15 protein-coding genes are annotated in these 16,260 nt (G+C 68.7%); 8 read left to right on the top strand and 7 right to left on the bottom strand.

Annotated elements, in window-relative coordinates; all coding sequences use genetic code 11:
* The first annotated feature begins 14 nt into the window (after nucleotides 1-14).
* The 4 genes from H162_RS0102745 to H162_RS0102730 are packed head-to-tail and all read left to right on the top strand — an operon-like array spanning nucleotide 15 to nucleotide 4,169.
* Complete coding sequence (locus H162_RS0102745; RefSeq protein ID WP_156885447.1) at nucleotides 15-416, top strand: c-type cytochrome; 402 nt, start codon at nucleotides 15-17, stop codon at nucleotides 414-416.
* Nucleotides 413-1,342: a cytochrome c oxidase subunit II gene (coxB, locus tag H162_RS0102740; RefSeq protein WP_020651913.1), complete on the top strand. Its 930-nt coding sequence runs from the start codon at nucleotides 413-415 to the stop codon at nucleotides 1,340-1,342. The genes H162_RS0102745 and coxB overlap by 4 nt, the downstream gene beginning before the upstream one ends.
* Complete coding sequence (gene ctaD / locus H162_RS0102735; RefSeq protein ID WP_020651912.1) at nucleotides 1,339-3,843, top strand: cytochrome c oxidase subunit I; 2,505 nt, start codon at nucleotides 1,339-1,341, stop codon at nucleotides 3,841-3,843. The genes coxB and ctaD overlap by 4 nt, the downstream gene beginning before the upstream one ends.
* 2 nt (nucleotides 3,844-3,845) lie before the next feature.
* Nucleotides 3,846-4,169, top strand: a complete 324-nt coding sequence (locus H162_RS0102730) for a hypothetical protein (RefSeq protein WP_020651911.1) — start codon at nucleotides 3,846-3,848, stop codon at nucleotides 4,167-4,169.
* Between the two features lies 1 nt (nucleotide 4,170).
* On the opposite strand, the gene H162_RS0102725 is transcribed toward H162_RS0102730, so the two are convergent.
* The 3 genes from H162_RS0102725 to H162_RS0102715 all read right to left on the bottom strand — a co-directional run bounded on the left by H162_RS0102725 (nucleotide 4,171) and on the right by H162_RS0102715 (nucleotide 8,285).
* A complete protein-coding gene (locus H162_RS0102725; protein WP_026354143.1) occupies nucleotides 4,171-5,487 on the bottom strand; it encodes a PQQ-dependent sugar dehydrogenase in 1,317 nt (438 codons plus the stop codon).
* A gap of 85 nt (nucleotides 5,488-5,572) precedes the next feature.
* Complete coding sequence (locus H162_RS29960) at nucleotides 5,573-6,817, bottom strand: MFS transporter (protein WP_020651909.1); 1,245 nt, start codon at nucleotides 6,815-6,817, stop codon at nucleotides 5,573-5,575.
* Nucleotides 6,818-6,857: 40 nt separating this feature from the next.
* Nucleotides 6,858-8,285: a KamA family radical SAM protein gene (locus H162_RS0102715; RefSeq protein WP_020651908.1), complete on the bottom strand. Its 1,428-nt coding sequence runs from the start codon at nucleotides 8,283-8,285 to the stop codon at nucleotides 6,858-6,860.
* Between the two features lie 286 nt (nucleotides 8,286-8,571).
* Here H162_RS0102715 and H162_RS0102710 point away from each other — a divergent pair, with 286 nt between their 5' ends.
* A complete protein-coding gene (locus H162_RS0102710; protein ID WP_020651907.1) occupies nucleotides 8,572-9,027 on the top strand; it encodes a cache domain-containing protein in 456 nt (151 codons plus the stop codon).
* A 102-nt stretch (nucleotides 9,028-9,129) separates the two neighbouring features.
* Complete coding sequence (locus H162_RS0102705) at nucleotides 9,130-10,830, top strand: methyl-accepting chemotaxis protein (protein WP_020651906.1); 1,701 nt, start codon at nucleotides 9,130-9,132, stop codon at nucleotides 10,828-10,830.
* A gap of 4 nt (nucleotides 10,831-10,834) precedes the next feature.
* Here H162_RS0102705 and H162_RS0102700 read toward each other — a convergent pair whose 3' ends face one another.
* Nucleotides 10,835-11,404 (bottom strand): DNA-3-methyladenine glycosylase, encoded by a 570-nt coding sequence (locus H162_RS0102700; protein WP_020651905.1) that lies wholly within the window; start codon nucleotides 11,402-11,404, stop codon nucleotides 10,835-10,837.
* A 143-nt stretch (nucleotides 11,405-11,547) separates the two neighbouring features.
* On the opposite strand from H162_RS0102700, the gene H162_RS0102695 reads away from it, so the two are divergent.
* Together H162_RS0102695 and H162_RS0102690 are read left to right on the top strand one after the other, a co-directional pair.
* Nucleotides 11,548-12,405 (top strand): HDOD domain-containing protein, encoded by an 858-nt coding sequence (locus H162_RS0102695; RefSeq protein ID WP_020651904.1) that lies wholly within the window; start codon nucleotides 11,548-11,550, stop codon nucleotides 12,403-12,405.
* A 70-nt stretch (nucleotides 12,406-12,475) separates the two neighbouring features.
* A complete protein-coding gene (locus H162_RS0102690; RefSeq protein WP_026354142.1) occupies nucleotides 12,476-13,645 on the top strand; it encodes a tetratricopeptide repeat protein in 1,170 nt (389 codons plus the stop codon).
* A 22-nt stretch (nucleotides 13,646-13,667) separates the two neighbouring features.
* On the opposite strand, the gene H162_RS0102685 is transcribed toward H162_RS0102690, so the two are convergent.
* The 3 genes from H162_RS0102685 to H162_RS29955 all read right to left on the bottom strand — a co-directional run.
* A complete protein-coding gene (locus tag H162_RS0102685) occupies nucleotides 13,668-14,213 on the bottom strand; it encodes a DNA-deoxyinosine glycosylase (RefSeq protein ID WP_051109866.1) in 546 nt (181 codons plus the stop codon).
* Between the two features lie 120 nt (nucleotides 14,214-14,333).
* The gene (locus tag H162_RS0102680; protein ID WP_026354141.1) at nucleotides 14,334-15,827 is read right to left on the bottom strand and encodes an efflux transporter outer membrane subunit; all 1,494 of its coding nucleotides are present in this window, start codon (nucleotides 15,825-15,827) and stop codon (nucleotides 14,334-14,336) included.
* Between the two features lies 1 nt (nucleotide 15,828).
* A partial coding sequence (locus H162_RS29955) for an efflux RND transporter permease subunit (protein ID WP_040786259.1) occupies nucleotides 15,829-16,260 on the bottom strand: 432 nt, incomplete at its 5' end.

Raw genomic sequence — 16,260 nt, 5'->3', positions numbered from 1 at the left:
GAGAAAAACGTAACGTGCGCTCCCCGACCACCCCATTCCACCCGTGTTTACAGGCCTTCCGCGCCGCCTGCGCCCTCCTGTGCGCAGCGTTGGCGGCCGGGTGCGGCAAGGGGGAGCACGGGGTCCGGGTGCCGGGCGGCGACCCGCAGCGCGGCCTGCAACTGATCAGGCAATACCAGTGCGGCGCCTGCCATGCGATCCCGGGCGTACAGGGCGCCGGCGGCGACGCCGGCCCCTCGCTCGAACACATCGGCCGCCTGAGCTACATCGCCGGCGGCATCCCCAACCAGCCGGCCCGGATGGTGCGCTGGCTGCAGCATCCGCCTTCGCTCAAGCCCGGCACCCTGATGCCCGCGCTGGGACTGTCCGAAGACGAGGCGCGCCACATGGCCGCCTACCTGTACACGCTGCGATGAACGGCACGCTGCAATCCGTCCTCCACCCGGCCGGCCCCGATGCGGTCATCATCCACCAGTTCGCCTGGGTGATGTTCGGCGCCGGGGCGCTGATCTTCGTGGCCGTCATGGCCCTCCTGATGCTGAGCATGCGGCGCCAGGCGCGCCCGGTGCGGCCGGCGCTGTGGATCGCGGGCGCCGGCGTGGCCTTTCCGGTCGTGCTGCTCACCGCCCTGCTGACATGGAGCACCTGGCGCAGCACCCAGCTGGTGCCGCAGTCCTCGCACAAGGCGCTGACCATTTCGGTGACCGCCAAGATGTGGTGGTGGGAAGTGCGCTACCACGACCCGGCCAGCGGGCGCGAGATCGTCAGCGCCAACGAGATCCACATCCCGACCGGCAAGGCGGTCTATCTCGGCCTGAACGCGGCGGACGTGATCCACAGCCTGTGGGTGCCGAACCTGGCCGGCAAGCGCGACATGATCCCCGGCCGGGTGACCGGCCTGACCCTGCGCGCCGACAAACCCGGGGTCTACCGCGGCCAGTGCGCCGAGTACTGCGGCGAGCAGCACGCGCGCATGGCGCTGCACGTGGTCGCGAAGTCGCCCGAGGAGTTCGATGCCTGGCTGGCGCGCCAGGCCGCCCCCGCGGCGCCGGCCTCCAGCCCGGTGCTGGAGCGCGGCCGCGCCGCCTTCCTGGAACAGCGCTGCCAGGCCTGCCACACGATCCGCGGCGTGGCCGAGTACTCGCGCCTGGGACCGGACCTGACCCATGTGGGCAGCCGCATGCACATCGGCGCCGGCGTCCTGCGCAACCACCGCGGCGCCCTGGCCGGCTGGATCGCCGATCCGCAGGGCATCAAGCCCGGCGTGTTCATGCCGGGGTCGCAGGACCTGGACGGCGAATCGCTGCGCGCGCTGGCCACCTATCTCGAGCACCTGAAATGAAGCGCGACGCCACCTTCCCCAACCCCTTGCCCCGTCCCGACGGCGAACTCGAACGCCTGGAGGAAGTCTGGCGCACCCCGTCCGGCTGGCGCTTCTTCAAGTCGGTCAACAACACCAACATCGGCCTGCTGTACATCGGCACCGCCCTGCTGTTCTTCGTGCTGGCCGGGATCCTGGCGCTGCTGATGCGGGTGCAGCTGGCCGTGCCCGAGAACACCCTGCTCGACGCCGGCACCTACAACCAGGTGTTCACGATGCACGGCACCGTGATGATGTTCCTGTTCGCGATTCCCGTGGTCGAGGCGATCGCGGTCTACCTGCTGCCCAACATGCTGGGCGCGCGCGACCTGCCCTTCCCGCGCCTGTCCGCCTATGCCTACTGGGCCTATGCCTTCGGCGGCCTGGCCTTCTTCTGCACCCTGTTCGTCGGCCTGGCCCCGGACGGCGGCTGGTTCATGTATCCGCCGCTCACCGGCGCCAAGTATTCGCCGGGACTGAACGCCGACTTCTGGCTGCTGGGGATCGGCTTCATCGAGATTTCCGCCATCGCCGGCGCGATCGAGCTGATCGTCGGCATCCTGTTCACGCGCGCGCCGGGCATGACCCTGGCGCGCATGCCGGTATACGCCTGGGCGATGCTGGTGGTGGGCGTGATGATCGTGTTCGCCTTCCCCGCCGTGATCGCCGGCACCGCCCTGCTGGAGCTGGAACGCGCCTTCGACTGGCCCCTGTTCGACGCCGAACGCGGCGGCGATCCGCTGCTGTGGCAGCACCTGTTCTGGTTCTTCGGCCACCCCGAGGTGTACATCATCTTCCTGCCGGCGGCCGGGATGGTCTCGACCATGATCCCGACCATCGCCAGCGCGCCCCTGGTCGGGCGGCGCGCCATCATCGTGGCGCTGGTGGGCGTCGGCTTCTTCAGCTTCGGCCTGTGGGCGCACCACATGTTCACGGCGGGGCTGGGCGCGATGGAGATGGGCTTCGTCTCGGCCGCCAGCATGGCGGTCGCGGTGCCGACCGCGATCCAGGTGTTCGGCTGGATCGCCACGCTCTGGAGCGGCAGGGTGCGCATGAGCGCGCCGGCGCTGTTCCTGCTCGGCTTCATGTTCATCTTCGTGCTGGGCGGCCTGACCGGGGTGATGGTGGCGGTGATTCCCTTCGACTGGCAGGTGCACGACACTTATTTCATCGTCGCCCACCTGCACTACGTGCTGATCGGCGGGATGGTGTTCCCGGTATTCGCGGGCATGTACTACTGGCTGCCCCTGATCAACGGCAACCAGCTGTCCGAGCGGCTCGCGCGCTGGGTGTTCTGGCTGATGTTCGGCGGCTTCAACCTGGCCTTCTTCCCGATGCACATCACCGGCCTGTACGGCATGCCGCGCCGGGTCTACACCTATGCGCCGGATCTCGGCTGGGACCTGCTCAACATGCTCTCGACCGTGGGCGCGTTCACCTTCGCGGCCGGCGTGCTGCTGTTCGCGATCGACACGGCGCGCACCCTGCGCCGCCCGGAACGCGAGGTCGGCAATCCATGGAACGCCTCGACCCTCGAATGGCTGCCCTCCGAGGACTACGGCAACCGCAGCATCGCCCGCGTGAACTCGAGCGAGCCGCTGTGGCAGCAGCCGACCCTGTCCGAGGAAGTCGAGGCCGGCCAGCATTACCTGCCGAATACCGCCACCGGCAGGCGCGAGACCATCGCCACCAGCCCGGTCGCCGCCGAACCGCGCTACCTGATGATCCTGCCCGGCGACAGCTGGATGACGGTGCTGGCCGCGCTCGGCACCGCCGGCTTCTTCCTGCTCTTGACCGTGAAGCTGGTCTGGCTGGCCTGGGTGTTCGGGATCACCGCGATCGCGGCGACCCTGGCCTGGATGTGGCAGTCCGACCGTCCGCCGCCGATCCGCGAAGCGAAGGTGGCCGAGGGCGTGATGCTGCCGGTCGGCGCGCGCGGCATGGCCTCGCACTCGTGGTGGGGCACGATGATCATGCTGATCGTGGACGCGAGCATCTTCGCTTCCTTCGTGTTCACCTATATCCACCTCTCGATGCGCCTCGAAATCTGTCCGCCGCCCGGCGCGGCGCTGCCGCCCGCGATGTGGCAGTGGCTGTCGGCGGGCCTGCTGGCGGCCGGCTCGGCGCTCATCTGGGTGGCCGGGCGCATGGACTGGCGCCGCCTGCCCTGGCTGGCGCTGCTGGCGCTGGGCTGCGCGGCGGCGTCCTTCCTGTGCGACCTGCACGGCCAGCAGCTGGCCCGGCTCGACCCCACCGCCAACGCCTGGAGCGCGGCGATCGGCACCATCGTCGGCTACCAGGGCCTGCACATCGTGCTGCTCGCGATCCTGGCGCCCTACCTGGCCCTGCGGGTCTGGCGCGGCCACCTGACGCCAGGTAGCCGCGCCACGCTCGACAACATCGCCCTGGTCTGGCACTACGTCACCCTGCAGGGCATCGCCGGCATGCTCGCGATCCGCATCCTGCCGCTGCTGATGGAGTGAGCGTGAACGAACACTTCTTCCTGCGCCTGGCGCGCGGCACCCTGCCCTTCCTGATCTGGGCCCTGCATTTCGCGCTGTGCTATGGACTGGCGGCGGCCCAGTGCTCGCCGGGCAGCCTGCGTCCGGGCGGGCCGGACCGGCTGCTGCTGGGAGTGGCCACCGTGGCCGCGCTGGCCGCCTGCCTGTGGCTGGCGTGGCGTGCACGCGCACGCCTGGGCCAGGGCGCCCTGGCGGATTACGCGGCGCTCGCCAGCGCGGTGCTGGCGGCCGTCGCGGTGGCGTGGTCGGGCATCCCGCTGCTGCTGGTGGTGTCGGGATGCGCCTGAACTAGCGGGCGCTTGGCGCCACGCGCCAGATGACGTTGCCGACATCGTCGGCGACCAGCAGCGCGCCGCCCTTGTCGATCGCGACGCCGACCGGCCGGCCGAGCGCATCGCCGTTCTTGTCCACGAAGCCGCCCAGGATCTCGACCGGCTTCCCGCTCGGCATGCCATCCTTGAACGGCACGAACACCACGTTGTAGCCCGACAGCGGCTTGCGGTTCCAGGAACCGTGCTGGCCGATGATGGCGCCGCCCCCGTACTGCGGCAGCAAGGCGCCTTCGTAGAAGGTCAGCCCGAGCGCGGCCACGTGGGCGCCGAGCGCGTAGTCGGGCACGATCGCCTTTTCCACCAGGTCGGGGCGCGGCGGCTTGACGCGCTCGTCGACGTGCTTGCCGTACCAGCTGTAGGGCCAGCCATAGAAGCCGCCATCCTTGACCGAGGTGAGGTAGTCGGGCACCAGGTCGCTGCCGATCTCGTCGCGCTCGTTCACCACCGTCCACAGCGCGCCGGTCTGCGGGTTCCAGGCCATGCCGTTCGGGTTGCGCAGGCCGGACGCGAACAAGCGGGTCTTGCCGGTGCCGATCTCCACCTCGAGGATGGCGGCGCGGTTCACTTCCTTGTCCATCCCGTTCTCGGCGACGTTGCTGTTCGAGCCCGAGGTGGCATACAACCTGGCGCCGTCCTTGCTGGCGATGATGTTCTTGGTCCAGTGGTGGTTCAGCGGCCCGCCCGGCAGCGGCGCGACCGGCTGCGGCGCGCTGGTGATCTCGGTATCGCCTTCCTTGTAGGGGACGCGCACGATGGCGTCGGTGTTGGCGACGTACAGCATGTCGCCGACCAGGGCCATGCCGAAGGGCGAGTTCAGGTCCTTCATGAAGACGCGCTTGAACTCGGCCACGCCGTCGCCGTCGGCGTCGCGCAGCAGGCTGATGCGATTGGCGCTCGGCACGCCGGCGCCGGCCTTGGCCATCACCTTCTTCATGATCCAGCCCTTGATGCCCTTGTGCTCTTCCGGACGCTTCGGCGCATTGCTCTCGGCCACCAGCACGTCGCCGTTCGGCAGCACGTATACCCAGCGCGGGTGGTCGAGCGCGGTGGCGAAGACGTTCACCCCCAGCCCGGCCGCCGGCTTCGGCGTGGCGCCGGAAGGCCAGCCCTTGGCCGGAGCGATATCGACGGTCGGGATCGTCGACTTGACGGGCTTCACGAGCGTCGGCGTCGGGCCGACATCGGCGCCGGCCGGCAGGGTGGACTTGTCGCCGCAGGCAGCGAGCAGCAGCAGGGTGGCGCCTGCACACAGGCGTGGCAATCGGGTGGTCATGGTTTCCTCTCCTGGGAATGAACGGATTGATTTTATATTGACAAAAGACTATGCCTCGTTCATTACCGCAGAGAAAACACAGCCCTCAGGACGGCGCCGCCTGCGCCGCCGCCGCGGGCAGCTTGCGGCGCCGCGCGAAGGCCCACAGTCCGGGCAGCTGGACCAGCACCAGCAGGCCGAAGGCCGCCTGGTAGGCGGCGGCCGGCGTGCATCCGGCGCCGTCGGGCGTCCACAGCTCGACCACCACGCCGAATCCGGCCTGCACCAGGAAGGCGCCGATGAAGATCAGGAGGTTGAGGACGGTGGCGGCGCGGCCGGTCAGCTCGCGCGGCATGCTTTGCGCCACGATCGCGTACTCGATGCCGGTGATCGTGCCCACCAGGGTGAACAGCACCGACAGCATCTGGAAGCCGGGCCGGTAGCCGACCACGAAGGCGGCCTGCACCAGCACGAACACGGTCACGCCGGCGGCGGCGACATCGAGCGCCGGCACGCCGCGCCGGGCGGCCCACTCGGTGATCATGCCGACCGCGATGGCGCCGAAGATGAGCGCCGCCATGCCCAGGTACAGCAGCCAGGCGACCGCCGCCTCGGGAAAGCGCGCCACGTCGGCCAGCCAGCGGCCGATCCACAGGCCCTGGACGCCGAAGAACACCGCATGCGGGACCAGCACCAGCGAGGTCACGCCGCGAAAGCTCGGCGCCTGCCAGACCTCGCGCAGCGCCTGCGGCAGCGGTGCGCGGCGGGCGGCAGGCTGGCCGGTGCGCGGGTACAGCAGCGCGATCAACAGGGCGGTGCAGGCGATCGCGGCGGCGAGCAGCACGAACAGGCCGCGCCAGTCGGTGTATTCGAGCATCCTGCGCACCGGGAGGGTGGCGGTGGCCGCACCCAGGCCGCCGACCGCGATCAGGTAGCCGTGCACCGAGGGCAGCCGGCTCGGCGCGATCCAGGTGGAGACCGCCTTGACGGCCGCCATGAAGCATCCCCCCAGCCCGCAGCCCATGACGGCGCGCGCCAGCAGCAGCTGGCCGAAGCCGGCGCCGTGCGCGAACAGCAGCGCCCCGCAGCCCGCCACCACCAGCATCGCCAGCTGCACCCTGCGCGGGCCGTAGCGGTCGAGCGCCATGCCGACCGGCAGCTGCACCAGCGCGAAGGCGAAGAAGAAGGCGCTGGTCAGCAGGCCCAGCTGGCCCGGGCCCAGGGCCAGTTCCCCGACCAGCTGCGAGGCCAGCACCGCGTTCACGTTGCGCAGCAGCGAAGACAGGTAATGCCCGAGCGCGAACGGCAGGAACACATGGAAGAACACCGCCACGCCGGACAGGCGCGGCATCGGATCTGCTGCCGGGGGAATCATGGCAGGCCGGGCCGGGTCATGCGGCGTCGGGGCGGGCCGCGCCAGGCCGGGCCGCGTCGGGCTGGGGATCGTTGCCGCGCTGGCCGCCCGGCACCAGCGGGATCACGCGCCCGCCCGGACCGAGCAGCGGTCCCCCGCTTTCGAGCTCGAAGAAGAAGCGGTCGCGCCCGAAGGCGGGCTTCAGGTGGTCCAGCCAGGTCGCATCGGGATCGTACCTGGCGAAGAACGGGCGCCGCACCCATTCGGGATTGCGGGCCTGCAGGAACTGCAGCGCGAACAGCTTCTCGCCATTGATGGTCACCACGCCGTCGATCACGACCTTGCCCGGGAAGGCGCTCATCGACGGGCCGCGCACGGTGCGCGACAGGCCCGACACCATCGAATAGGCTTCCTGGAAGATCTCGTGCGCGCGCGCCAGCGGCAGCGAGAAATACTCGCGCGGCCCGGTGTCGCGTTCGACGAACATATAGTAGGGAATCGCGCCCAGGCGCACGCCGGTGGTCCACAGCTCGGCCCAGCTCTTCGGATCCTCGTTGATGTGGCGGATCAGGGGCCCCTGCATGCGCAGGGTGGCGCCGGTGCCGACGATGCGCTTGACCGCCTGCTGGGCGACCGGATGGCGCAGCTCGACCGCATGGTTGTAGTGGCCCATGATGGCCAGGTTCCTGCCGCTGCGGACCACTTTCTCGAACAGCCGCATCAGGTCGTCGCTGTCCTTGTCCGAGACGAAGCGCTGCGGCCAGTAGGCCACCGACTTGGTGCCGATGCGGATGTTCTGGATGTGGCCCAGCTCCGGCGCCAGCAGCGGCTCGAGGAATTCGGCCAGCGAGCGCGTATTCATGATCATCGGGTCGCCACCCGTGAGCAGCACGTCGGTCACGTCCGGATGGCTCTTCAGGTAGGACACCAGTTCGCTGCTCTCGCGCGCGTCGAACTTCATGTCCTCCATGCCCACGAACTGCGGCCAGCGGAAGCAGAAGCTGCAGTAGGCGTGGCAGGTCTGGCCGGCGCTGGGGAAGAACAGCACGGTTTCCTTGTACTTGTGCTGGAGGCCCCTGAGCGGGGCGTCGTTCACGCGCGGCACGTTGTGCGTCATCTGGCCGGCCGGGTGCGGGTTCATGCGCATGCGGATCCGGTGCACCAGCCGTGAGATTTCCGCCTCGTCCTTCTTGTCCAGCACCAGGTCGCGCAACTGCTCGTACTCGTGCGGCGGCAGCATGTCGCGGTGCGGGAAAGTCAGGCGGTAGATCGGGTCGTCCGGCACCTTGTCCCAGTCGATCAGCTCTTCCATCACGTAGGCGTTGGTCCGGAACGGCAACACATGGGACACCACCTGCACCGCTTCCTGCAGCTCGGGCGTGAGCCATTGCCACTGGCGCGCGGCAACGATCGTCTGGCGCGAATACGGCTTGAACTTGGTCGGCGTCGATTCAGTCGTGGTCACGGGAATTCTCCAGAAGGGAAAGGTCGGGAAACGGCAGAGTTGCCGGGAAGAATTCATCTTAGGACCGCAAAGGGGGACTGAATTGCCGCCAATCAATCAGATTGTTCCTAGGCCTGCGGTTAGGACAAAAGGCCATGCAGTAGGAAACTGGTGAGGCCAATGCGCAACGGGGCGCACTGGCGCGCAGTAGTGTTGTGCTACCGCAACCCATGAGGAAGTCGGCTCGCTACATTAGTGAATGCACTTTAGGGATATGTTGAAAGTACATCACGCGAAAGGAACCCCAATGAAGCTGATCGCCGCTGCAGCCGCCCTGTGCCTGGGCCTGACCTCGTCCGCCGTCCTGGCCAACGAACCGACCGAAAAGGACGCCATCGCGATGGCCGAGCGTGGCGCGGCCCTGATCAAGGCCAAGGGCAAGGATGAAATGATGAAACGCATCAATGCGAAGGATCCCGACTTCGTCCAGGGCTCGCTGTATGTCGACCTGCGCGACCTCAAGACCGGCATCGTGCTCGCCCATCCGTACAACCCGTCGATCGTCGGCAAGGACCTGACCGACGTGCCGGATGCGAACGGCAAGAAGTACCGGCGCGAGATCATCGAGCTGGCGGCGGCCAGGGGCAAGGGGTGGGTGGATTACCAGTACAAGAATCCGACCACCGGGAAGATCGAGCCGAAGACGACCTACATCCTGCGCGTCGACGATGTGGTGCTCGAAGCGGGGATCTACAAGAAATAAGTGGCTGCAGCCCTGCCCTGCGAACCTGGCTCCCCTCCGGGTTCGCAGGCCCATCGCTGCTGCACGCCTCAAGCGCAGCGCCCACGCTCACTGGAGTCCACCATGCTGAACAAATTGCGGATCGGCCCCAAGCTCCTGCTGGCCCCGGGCCTGGTGCTGGTGCTGTTGACCCTGCTGTCCGGCGCCGCCTACTACGGCATGGTGCGCCAGAACGCATCGCTCGAACACATGGTGCAGGTGCGCGCCGCGCGCCTGCAGGCGGTTGCCGACGTGGCCGGCGACGCCCGCTTCGCCCATGCGAACATCTACCAGCTGCTGGCCTGGGTCAACGGCAGCTTCGCCCGGAACCGCCTGGCCGCCCTCACCGCCGACATCCAGCGCAAGCATGGCGCGATCGCCGAACAGCTGGGCAGGATGGCGCAGGCCGCCGACAGCGCCGAGCGCGCCCCGCTCGAGGCCTCGCTGGCGGCGCTGGGCGCCTACCGCAAGGCGGTCGGCGAGACCATCGAACTGGCCCAGGTCGACCAGTCGATCGCCACGAATGCCATGCAGAAGGCGGAAACGCAGTTCGTCGCGCTCGACGCCGAACTGACGCGGCTGGCGGCGCTGGAAAAGAAACTCAGCGAGGACGCGCACGCCGCCGCCAAGGCCGAATTCCGCACGCTCGGATGGACCATGGCCGGGATGGTGCTGCTGTCGATCGCGCTCTCGCTGGCGGTCACGATGCTGGTGCGGCGCGCGATGCTGGCCGGGATCCGCGCCATCGCCCAGGTGGTGGGCGAGCTGGCCGAAGGCCGCCTCGACGCGCCGCCCGGCGCCAGCACGGGACGCGACGAGATCGCCGACGCCTCGCGCGCCCTCGACCACACGATCGCGCGCCTGAACACGGCGCTGCACAGCATCATGACGGCGGTGCGCTCGATCGACACCGCATCCAGGGAAATCGCCAGCGGCAACCTGGACCTGTCGACCCGCACCGAGATGCAGGCCGGCTCGCTCGAGCAGACCGCCAGCACCATGGAAGCCCTGACCACCGCCGTGAAGGACAACGCCGACAACGCGCGCCTGGCCTCGGAACTGGCGGCCGAGGCGGCCCGGCTGGCAGCCAGCGGCGGCCAGGCGGTCGGGCGCGCGGTGACCACGATGGAATCGATCAAGGCCAGTTCGCGCAAGATCGTCGAGATCATCGGCGTGATCGACGGGATCTCGTTCCAGACCAATCTGCTGGCGCTGAACGCCGCGGTCGAGGCGGCGCGCGCCGGCGAACAGGGACGCGGCTTCGCGGTCGTCGCCGCCGAGGTGCGCACCCTGGCGCAGCGCTCGGCCGCGGCGGCGCGCGAAATCAAGTCCCTGATCGCCGACTCGGTGACCATCATCGAAGGCGGCAACGCCTCGGTCAGCGAAGCCGGCGCCAGCATGGGCGACATCGTCGCCTCGGTGCGCCAGGTGAACGACATCATCGGCCGCATCAGCGTCGCCAGCACCGAGCAGGCCGACGGCATCGCCGAAGTGAACCGCGCGGTCGGACAGATGGACGGCATGACGCAGCAGAACGCAGCCCTGGTGGAACAGGCGGCGGCCGCCGCCGAAAGCCTGCACGACCAGACCGTGAACCTGGCCAGGACGGTCTCGATCTTCCGCATCACGCAGGCCGGCGGCGCCGAGGAGGAAGCCCCGGCGCTGCCGGCGGCCGAGGAAGACGACGCGGATTTCCAGGGCGTGGGCGAACGGCGCGCGCCAGGCAGTCCGATGCGCGGCAAGGCGGTGCCCGCCCTGCCGCCGGCGCGGCGCCGCCGCGCATGACGCGCTAGCGGAACGGCCGGCTGAAGAAACGCGAGCCGGCCAGGCCGAAGCGCCAGGGCACGTCGACCGCCTTCGAGATCCCGATGCGCGGGCCGGCGATCACTGGCAGCTCGCCTTCCGCCGGCAGCAGCTCGAACGGCGGGCCGGCCAGGGACATCCCGTTCAGCGCGCGCGTCACGCCCAGCGCCTGGCACAGCTTGCCCGGTCCGGAGCACAGCAGCCATTCGTCGTCGGCGTCGCGCCGCGCGCGCATCACATCCAGCCCGGCCACCGGTTCCAGCGCCCGGATCAGCACCCCTGCCCCGTGCCCGGCTTCGCGGCACACGAAGTTCAGGCACCAGTGGATGCCATACGAACGGTACACATAGGCGTGCGCCGGGGGACCGAACATCGAGGCATTGCGCTCGGTGGGACCGGAATAGGCATGCGAGGCCGGGTCTTCGCGGTCGTACGCCTCGGTCTCGACGATGCGTCCGCCCACCCCATCGATCAGCACCGTGACGCCGATCAGCTGGCGCGCGACGAGCTCCGCCGGCGCCGAAAAATCGATTCCTGCAATTGTCGAATTGGCCATGCGCCGATTCTATATCGGGTCGGGATGACCCGGCGTTTTGGTGAAATTGACACAGATTTACCATTGCTTTACTGCAAGATAAAAACGGCTGGGGTATAGTGACAGCTGTTGTCGCCTTTCCCAGAAGCATTCATTCCCATCCCATGAACACCGTCGCCGAGCCCATCCAGCAGGTCGATCAGGTCGACGCCCTGATCAAGTCGATCCGCATTCCGCCGCGTCCCAGCCTGCTGGCCGACCTCCAGCGCGAGCTGGCCTCGGAAGACCCGTCGCCGGAAGCGATCGGCAAGATCGTGGCCAGCGACGTCGGCATGTCCGGCGCCCTGCTCAAGCTCGCCAACTCGGCGATTTTCGGCAGCCGCCGCAAGGCCAAGTCGATCGAGCAGGCGATCCTGTTCCTCGGCATTAACCAGGTGGCGGCACTGATGACCGGCCTGCTGGCGCGCCAGGCGATTCCCGCCAACAGCGCGGCGCTGGCCAGCTTCTGGGACATTTCCTCGCGCCGGGCGCAGGCCATGGTCTTCCTGTCGCGCCGCCTGCGCGTGGGCGAACCGGACGTGGCGCACACCTTCGGCCTGTTCTGCGATACCGGCGTACCGCTGCTGATGGACCGCTTCCCCGATTACGCCGCGACCTATGCGGCCGCTTCGCTGGAAACGGAACGCCCCTTCACCGCGCTCGAGGACGAGCGCCACAGCACCAGCCATGCCGCCGTCGGCTGCTTGCTGGCTCGCAACTGGGGCCTGTCGGGCGATGTCGGCTGGGCCATCCTGCACCACCACGATTTCAGCGTGCTCGACGACGCCGCGACCGCGCCGGCGGTGCGCTCGCTGGTGGCCTTGTCGGTGCTGGCCGACAGCGCGATCTGCAGCTACCAGGGCCATGCCGAATCGCTGGAATGGAACAAGGGCGGCGCCGGCGCCTGCGCCTACCTCGGTCTGTCGGACGAGGAAACCGCCGAACTATTGGACGAACTGGTGGAAGCCTTCCACGAAGAGTAGTAAATATACATACTTTTGACATCCCTCCTGTACAGGCAGATACTTGATTCAAAGCTGCGCAGGAGGAGACATGAAGCGCTTCATCGTTTTGCTATCCGTATTGCTGGCAGGATGCAGCAGCGTGATGCCACCCACCACCCCGCCGCCGGCGCTGTTTGCCGATGCCGGCTTTGCCCCCCCTTCCGAACCGGTCAGCGCGAAGGAACTGTTCACGCTCAGTCCCGCGATGAAGGATTACCTGAACAGTCCCAGGTTCACCCAGCTGTTGCGCACGAAAGGTTCACGCCACGGCCTGATCGAAGCGCTGTACAGCAAGACCGATCTCAAGCTCGAATACGAATCCACGACCACGCGCACGGCCTCGCAGACCTATGCGGCGCGCGCGGGAAACTGCCTGTCGCTGGTCATCATGACGGCCGCGTTCGCGAAAGAGCTCGGCATGCCGGTGCACTACCAGAGCGTGGACGTCGACAGCACCTGGAGCCGCAACGGCGGGCTGTATCTCTCCAGCTCGCACATCAACATCAGCCTGGGTAACCGCGCGGTCGACGCACAGCGCGGCTACGATCCCGACCGGGTGCTGGTGGTCGATTTCCTGCCGCGCGAGGATGCCGGCAAGTTCCGCACCCGCGAGCTCGAGGAAGAGGACATCGTCGCGCTCTACCTGAACAACCGCGCCGCCGAGGCGCTGGTGCAGCAGCGTCTCAACGACGCGTACTGGTGGGCCAAGGCGGCGGTCAGCGCGCGCCCGGGCGCGGTCTCGCCGCTCAACACCCTGGGCGTGATCTACCAGCGCCATGGCAATCCGGCGCTGGCGGAAGCGGTCTTCAAGGCGGCGCTCGAGCGCGAGCCCGAGAACGCGGCGGTGATGCGCAACCTGCAGCCGGTGCTGGTGTCGCTCGGCCGGAATGCCGAAGCGGCCGAACTGGCCAAGCGCATCGCCAGCGTCGATCCATTCCCGCCCTACCACTACTTCGAAAAGGGCATGGTGGCGCTGCGCGCCGGCGACTTCGACGAGGCGAAGGCCCTGTTCGAGCGCGAGGTCAAGCGCGCGCCCTACAACGACGAGTTCCGCTTCTGGCTCGGCATCGCGCACATGCGCCTGGGCCACCTGGGCGATGCGCGCGAACACATCGCGATGGCCATCGACAACAGCACGCGGCGCGACATGCGCGAGCTGTATTCGGCCAAGCTGGCGCACTTGCGCAAGATCGCGGGGACCGGGACGCGGGTTCGCTGACAGGCGCGCCAGGGCCGGGAAGTCAGAGCAGGGAGCCTTGCGCCGGCCGATCCGGGCCGGCATCCGCGACCAGCCCGCGCCAGACCTGCAGTTTCTGGTCGAAGCTCATCGCCATGTGCGCGGGTGAGCTCGACGGCAGGACCACGGTGCGGTAGCCGGCTTGCGCGAACTGCGGCGCGAACTTTCCTGATGCCTGGCCATTGAAGCCGACCGTCTCCAACGCCGGGCACAAATGGCGCAGGCGCTCGAAATCGTTGGCGGCGGGCTTGCGGATCGCGGAATCGAGGCTGCCTTCGCGCTCGCAGGCGGCGAGGACGTCCCACAGGCCGATGCGGTGGGCGATCAGGCGCGGCAGGCGCTCGGCGTAGGGCAACGAGTACAGGTCTTCGCCAACGAGAGCGCCGACCAATTTCCAGAATTGATTGCGCGGGTGCGCGTAATACTGGCCGGCGGCGAGTGAGGCGGCGCCGGGGAAGCTGCCCAGGATGAGGATGCGGGTGCCGGCATCGATGACGGGGGCGAGGCCGGCAAGGATGGCGGAAGCTGGGGATGCGATCGGGTTCGGCATGGGATTCATTGTAGCCTCATCGGCATATCGCCTGGCCGCAGCCATCCACGCAAAAAAAGCGGCGGGCGCTTGCGCGGCCGCCGCAAAGGGCAAATCAATGCCACGGGGAGAACGGGAAGATCAGTTCAGGGCCAGCGCCTTCCCTTCCGGCCTGGCCGCATCCCAGCCGCCGCCCAGCGCGCGGATCAGGGCCACCGTCGTCACCGCCCGGTTGCCACGCAGCTGCACCGCGCTGCGCTCCACCGACGCCAGGTTGCGCTGCGCATCCAGCAGGTCGAGATAGCTCGAACGCCCGGCGTCATACAGCTTCTGCGCCAGGTCGGCCGAACGGCGCGCCGACACCAGCGCCGCATCGATCTGCTCCGCCTGGCTTGAGAGGATGCGCAGGCCCGCCAGGTTGTCCTCGACTTCCGCAAACGCCGTCAACACGCTCTGGCGATAGGTACCGACCGACTCCTCCAGCACCGCTTCGCTGCGGATCACGTTGTTGCGGTTGCGGCCACCGTCGATCAGCGGCACCGACATCAGCGCGCCCAGCACCCACGAGCGGCTGCTCCACTTGAACACGTCGGCAAACGCGCCGCCCACGCCGCCGCCGGATGCGCTGATCGTCAGCGCCGGGAACATGGCGCCGCGCGCCACGCCGATGCGGGAGTTCGACGCTTCCATCGCGCGCTGGGCCGCCACGATGTCGGGACGGCGCTCCAGCAGCGACGACGGCAGGCCGGCCGGGATCGCCGGCATCAGGGTCGAATCGAGCAGCGGGCTCGGACCGGCCACGTAGTTCGCCGCCGGCTTGCCCAGCAGGACCGCCAGCGCATGCTCGGCGGTGGCGCGCTGGCGCTGCAGGCCGATGGCTTCGGCGCGCGCCGTGGCCAGCTCGGTCCTGGCGCGCGACAGGTCGAACTCGCCGATGTCGCCCAGGTCGAAGCGGCGCTGGGTCACCTTCACGCTTTCCTCGCGCAGGCGCACGGTCTGCGCCACGGTGTCCAGCTCCGCATCGGTGGCGCGCAGGCGGAAGTAGGTCTGGGCCACGTCGGCCTGCAGCGCCAGCAGCACCGAGCGGTAGTTGGCCTCGGAGGTGGCGGCATCGCTGCGCGCCGCCGACACGCCGGCCGCGACGCGGCCGAACAGGTCGACTTCGTAGCTGGCGCTCAGGCTGGCCGAGTAGCTCGTCTGCGCCGGCACCGACGCGCCCTGCGGCTGGTTCGCTTCCAGCGCCGACGGACGGGCGCGCTGGGCGCCCACGCCCAGGCCCACCTGCGGCAGGCGGTCGGCGTTGGCGATGCCGGCGATGGCGCGCGCCTGCTTGACGCGGGCCGCCGCCACCGCCAGGTTGGCGTTGTTGGCGCTCGCCTCATCGACCAGCGCGGTCAGCGCCGGATCGTTGAAGGCCAGCCACCACTGGCCGCGCGGCTGCTGCTCGGCCGGCTGGGCCGGCTTCCAGCGCGAACCTTCGATGCCCTCGACCTCAGCCGCCGGCGCCGGGACCTGCGACTCGCGGAAGGCGGTCGGGGTCTCGATCTGCGGCTGCTTGAACTCGGGAGTGGCGCAGGCGCTCAGGATCAGCGCCGCCAGCAATGGGGCCACGCCCCTGGCAATCATGGTTTTCATCTCAGTGCACTCCTTCGGTGCGGTGTACCGCCACGGCATGCGCGGCCGGTTTGTCGAAACGCTTTGCCAGCATGCGCAGCAGCACGTAGAACAGCGGGGTCAGGAACAGCCCGAAGAAGGTCACGCCCAGCATGCCCGAGAACACGGCGATGCCGATCGCGTGGCGCATCTCGGCGCCCGCGCCGCTCGAGAACACCAGCGGCACCACGCCGGCGATGAAGGCGATCGAGGTCATCAGGATCGGACGCAGGCGCAGGCGGCTCGCCTCGAGCGCGGCCTGCACGACGCTGCGGCCGTGGTCTTCCAGCTCGCGGGCGAATTCCACGATCAGGATCGCATTCTTCGAGGCCAGCCCGACCAGCACGAACAGCGCGATCTGGGTGAACACGTTGTTGTCGCCGCCGGTCAGCTTCACGCCGATCAGCGCGCACAG

The sequence above is a fragment of the Massilia niastensis DSM 21313 genome, assembly GCF_000382345.1.
Classification (GTDB): domain Bacteria; phylum Pseudomonadota; class Gammaproteobacteria; order Burkholderiales; family Burkholderiaceae_D; genus Telluria; species Telluria niastensis.
The sequence above is the reverse complement of the archived record's forward strand: the minus strand, read 5'-3'. Positions and strand labels throughout refer to the sequence as shown.